This window comes from Nonomuraea sp. NPDC002799, assembly GCF_053592075.1.
The window spans coordinates 1-4,725 of sequence record NZ_JBSFVA010000100.1 but is presented as its reverse complement, the minus strand read 5'-3'; the positions used below and the strand labels follow the sequence as shown (position 1 = coordinate 4,725).

General features: G+C 66.8%; 3 protein-coding genes and 2 pseudogenes. 1 reads left to right on the top strand and 4 read right to left on the bottom strand.

The window, feature by feature from the left end:
* Both ACWD0F_RS51590 and ACWD0F_RS51585 read right to left on the bottom strand, forming a co-directional pair.
* Nucleotides 1-332, bottom strand: a pseudogene (locus tag ACWD0F_RS51590) (hypothetical protein); the annotation flags it as partial.
* A gap of 76 nt (nt 333-408) precedes the next feature.
* Nucleotides 409-591, bottom strand: coding sequence for a transposase (locus ACWD0F_RS51585; protein WP_449890422.1), 183 nt, complete (start codon nt 589-591; stop codon nt 409-411).
* 423 nt (nt 592-1,014) lie between these two features.
* Between ACWD0F_RS51585 and ACWD0F_RS51580 the strand changes: the two are divergent.
* Nucleotides 1,015-1,362: pseudogene (locus tag ACWD0F_RS51580) on the top strand (reverse transcriptase domain-containing protein); the annotation flags it as partial.
* Between the two features lie 50 nt (nt 1,363-1,412).
* On the opposite strand, the gene ACWD0F_RS51575 reads toward ACWD0F_RS51580, so the two are convergent.
* Nucleotides 1,413-2,312: a reverse transcriptase domain-containing protein gene (locus ACWD0F_RS51575; RefSeq protein WP_449890420.1), complete on the bottom strand. Its 900-nt coding sequence runs from the start codon at nt 2,310-2,312 to the stop codon at nt 1,413-1,415.
* Between the two features lie 802 nt (nt 2,313-3,114).
* Complete coding sequence (locus ACWD0F_RS51570) at nt 3,115-4,302, bottom strand: benzoate/H(+) symporter BenE family transporter (RefSeq protein ID WP_449890418.1); 1,188 nt, start codon at nt 4,300-4,302, stop codon at nt 3,115-3,117.
* Between the last annotated feature and the right edge of the window lie 423 nt (nt 4,303-4,725).

The window sequence follows — 4,725 nt, the reverse complement described above, 5'->3', positions numbered from 1 at the left end:
GGGGGTGAGCAGGAACGACAACGGACGGCAGCGCCGGTCGGCGGACAGGTGCACCTTGCTGCTCAGACCACCCCGGGAGCGGCCCAGCCCGGCCGTCTTCAGCCGCACCCGGCGCCGTCGCCTCAGCCGCCGGCGTCCGGCGTGTTCGCCTTCCCCATCCGCGCCCAGCTCCGCGCTTTGGGCCTTTTGCCCCTTTCTCGAATCCCCTTTTCCTCTTCGGCAGCCTTCTCCAACTCCCGCAGCAACGCCGGATCGAGCGCCATCCCCGCGGCATGATGGTGGGCGCGAGCCGTCGTGGAATCCACGCTGACCAGGTCGAGGTCCACCTGCCCACGGGCGGCGGCCTCACCGATCATGGCCTCCATCAGGTTCTGCAAAACGCCCGCGACCGCCCACGAACGAAGGCGGTCATAGACCGTGGACCACGAGCCGTACTCCGCAGGCAGGTCCCCGCCACGGGCCGCCGACGCGGAAATGCCACATCACGGCATTGAACTGCCGCCGCAGATCCGGGATCGGCCCCCGCTCACCCAGCGGCAGATACGGCTCGACCAAGGCCCACTCATCATCAGTGAGGTCACCACGCGCCATACCCCTTCGCCTATCAAGGCCGGACAGCATCGCGCAGCACAACCTCATGATCTCAACTTCGAACAGGCCCTAGCCGATCAGGCTTCCGGTTCGACGATGTCTTCAAATTCGTCTGCGACCCGGCCACCTTGATGATGGCCTTCGAACGGGTCGCGAGTAACGCCGAAGCTCGGACGGCGGGCGTGGACGGCATGCGTGCCGCCGACGTCGAAACGTCCGGGGTGACCGCGCACCTGGACCGCATTCGTTCGGAGTTGCGGACAGAGGCCTTCCGGCCTCTGCCGGTGAGAGAACGGATGATCCCCAAGCCGGGCGGGAAACTGCGCCGGCTGGGTATCCCGACCATCACCGACCGGGTGGTCCAGGCCGCGCTGAAGCTGGTCCTGGAGCCTATTTTCGAGGCGGACTTTCGTCCGTGCTCGTATGGGTTCCGGCCTCACCGGCGCGCACGACGCCATCGCCGAGATTCACCTGTTCGGCTCCCAGGGATACCGCTGGGTGCTGGACGCTGACATCGAGGCATGCTTCGACCGCATCGATCACGCGGCCCTGATGGACCGCGTCCGAGCGCGAGTGAAGGACAAGCGGGTGCTGGCGCTGGTGAAGGCGTTCCTCAAAGCCGGGATCATGACCGAACTCGGCGAGCGGGACGAGACCGTCTCCGGAACACCGCAAGGGGGCATCCTGTCTCCCCTGCTGGCCAACATCGCGCTGTCGGTGCTCGACGACTTTGCCGCCGAACACTGGGCAACGGCGATGGCGACCCGGCGGGACCGCGAACGACGCCGCCATCAGGGCCTGCCGACCTGGCGATTAGTTCGCTACGCGGACTTATGCCGAGCTCGGCATAAGTCGGCGTATCGGATGAGCCGCCAGTTGCCCAGGCCGTTCCTCCTGCGCCTGGCCCGCCGCTTGTCGGTCCGCATCTCCTGCTTCCATTGCCGGTCGAAGTACTCGTCCAGCGCGGATAAGGCGATGTTGGCCAACAGCGGAGACAGCACGCCGCCCTGGGGTGTTCCGGCCGGTGTCGCTTCCCAATCTCCGATGGTCGTCATGACCCCGGATTTCAGGAACGCCTTCACCAGCGTGTTCACGCGCTTGTCGGAGACCCTCGCCCGCAGCCGGGTCATCAGCGCCGTGTGCTCGATCTCGTCGAAACAGGCGTGGATATCGGCCTCCAGGATCCAGTGGTACTTGTTGGAGCCCGAGGACAGATGATGGATCTCGGCGACGGCGTCGTGCGCTCGCCGGTTAGGGCGAAACCCATACGAGGACGGCAGAAAATCCGCCTCGAAGATGGGCTCCAGCACCGCCTTGAGGCCGGCCTGAACCACTCGGCCGGCGATGGTGGGAATACCCAGCTTGCGGCCCGCTTTGGGAATCGTCACCTGCCGCACCTCGGCAGGCTCGAACTCGCCCGACTTCAGCGAGGTGCGAATCTGCGCCAGGAAAGCCTCGACCCCGATCCGGGTCTCGACCTGGAAGGTTGTGACCCGGTCGACTCCCGGAGTTCGTCCTCCGGCATTGGTGGACACGCGTTCCCACGCGTGCATCAGGAACGCCGGGTCATAGACGAGGTTGAACAGGTCACCGAACCGGCGGTCAAGGTCTTCGACCGCCCACCGGTGCAACTTGATCTGCATCCTCCGTACCGCCAAGTAAGCCGAATCAGCATCCGGCCACCTCACGGCGCCGGTATTCACCGGCGCGTCTTCGGACATTGCACTCTTCTCCTTGACTGACACGCTGCCGCCCTTCCCCACGCGCCGGGCTTTCCCCGGCTCCGAGTACTACGGCGGCTCCGCCCCGCTCGCGCCTTCGGCGGGCATCACGCCTATCTCCCGCCGCCCGCCTGGAAGGCAAGCAGCAGGAGAGCGAACCCGAGCGGTTCCCATGTTCACTGCTGTCCGATCGACGGGTTAGGCACCCGGCTCTACCCCTGCGGCCTCGCCACGGCTACGCCGTAGTCCTTCGCCACGGCTACGCCGTAGTCCTTCGCCGTGGCCTCCCAGCCCAGACTGCCAATACCCGACCGGAAGTTCCCCGCCCGCGATGAGAGGCGAGTGCGCACCGCTGACCAGCCCACATCCACCGGGTTGGAGCTGGCAAGAATTCAAGAGGCGTAAGACACCGGTTCCTCGCGTATACCTTCCCGTCTCGCTCACCGAGCCCGGCCCATCCGGTAGTGCTGAACCGACCCGACTTTGTCGAGGCTGCTCCCGCCCTCCCCGGTGATCCCCGGATCAGGCTGCCTCCTGCTTCACCCCACCGCTACGACGGCAGAGCGACGGTGGTCTTCCACCTCCGTTCGGACAAACAGCGCTTTCCATGGCGCACTGACACGTTTCTTACCGGCACCCCTTCCAGGCTGCCAGGTCGCACGTCCTCCACAGTTCGGCCAGGGCGGGCGCCGATTTCGGCTTTGCTCTTCCTCGCCAAACGTCTGGTCCGCCGCTGTGGAGGAGCAGGTAGTCAGACTCACCGAGCTCGTGCGCTGTGGCAGAGGCGCCGCCGCGCGGATCGTCAGGCTGGCCGCCTTCCGAGTCGGAGGGTGGAGCGGACGACAAGTCCGGCGATGAGTGCCCAGAAGGCGGCGCTCACCCCGGCGATCGCGATGCCGGATGCGGCGGTCGCGAAGGTGACGACGGCGGGTATCTGCTCGTTCGGCTCTGAGAGCGCCGCCTTCAGGGAGGCGGCGAATGTGGTGAGTAGGGCGAGTCCCGCTACGGCGGCGATGACCCCGGCCGGGGCCAGGGACACGAGGGCGCCGAATGCCGCAGAGGCGATGCCAAGCCCGATGAGGACGATGCCCGCGGTCACGCTCGCGATCCAGCGCCGCGAGTGGTCTTCGCCTGCCTCCGGTCCGGCCGCGAGGGCCGCGCTGATCGCGGCCAGGTTGATCGCATGCCCGCCGGTCGGCGCGCCGAGGACGGTGCCGACGCCGGTTACGAGCATCGATCTCCGCCATGGCACCTCGTAACCGAGACCCTTCATGACGGCGACCCCGGGGACGTTCTGCGAGGCCATCGTCACAAGCCAGAGCGGCAGAGCGATGCCGATCACTCCGGCAAGCGTGAAGATGGGCGTTGTGATCTCCACCCGCGGCGTGAGCGCCGCGGGGTCGACCGCGGTCCCCGAGGCTGCGACGTGGACGCCGATGACGATCGCGGCGGTCAAGAAAGCGAAGGGGGCTGCCCAGCGTGGCAGGAACCGCGTGGCAAGGAGCCAGACGGCTACGACCGGCGCGATCTGGAGCGGGTTCGTCGCCAGCCCGGTGATCGGTCCGAGACAGAGTTGGAGCAGCACACCGGCGAGCATCGCCTGGGCGACCGAGGCGGGGATGCGGGCGATGAGCGCGCCGAGCTGCGGCACAAGCCCGGTGAGCACGATCAGCGCGCCGGTGATGAGGAACGCGCCGACCGAGGCGGGCCACCCTCCCTCTACTGCCCCGGTCGTAGCGAGTAGTGCCGCACCAGGCGTCGACCAGGCAACGGTGATCGGCATCCGAGTCCACCACGCGAGCAGGATGCAAGACAGGCCCATGGTGACGCTCACCGCGAGTAACCCGCTCGATGCCTGGTCCGGATCCGCGCCCACGGCTGCGAGGCCGGCCAGGACAACCACGAAGGCGCTCGTGAACCCGACCAGTGCCGAAACCACCCCAGCCGAGATCGGCGGGAACACACCGCTCGGTGCCGACGCCGCCGTCACGCGACGACCCCACAGGGCGGATCGCCTCCGACCACCTGGACCGCTTGATGCGGGTTCATCCCGTAAATACATGATGTCCCTCCGGTTCGATGACCGAGAGACACCCAGGCGGTCGATGTCGCTCACACGCTCCACGCCGGTCACATCCGGCTACGCCAGTCGCAACATCAAGAATATCGGGCACCAGCGGTTCGTGTCGGCTGTCCGCCCGCACGGCCCTCCCGAACTCGCCGCCAAACGAAACCGGGAGGGCCGTCGCCATGTGACTCACGTCACTTAGAAAGTGATCATGGTGAAGCCCGGCCTCCTCGGTGATCAGCCAGAGAACGGGGTGTGTCCAGTCAGTGGCTCTGTCTCGGATTCGGTGGTGACGGATCGTGCTGTGGCGTCACGCTGAGTTGTGCTTGATGATGACGGACTCGT

Coding starts and splice junctions, on each gene's coding strand:
- ACWD0F_RS51585 (WP_449890422.1), bottom strand. CDS start 591: ATGGCGCGTGGTGACCTCACTGATGATGAGTGGGCCTTGGTCGAGCCG.
- ACWD0F_RS51575 (WP_449890420.1), bottom strand. CDS start 2,312: ATGTCCGAAGACGCGCCGGTGAATACCGGCGCCGTGAGGTGGCCGGAT.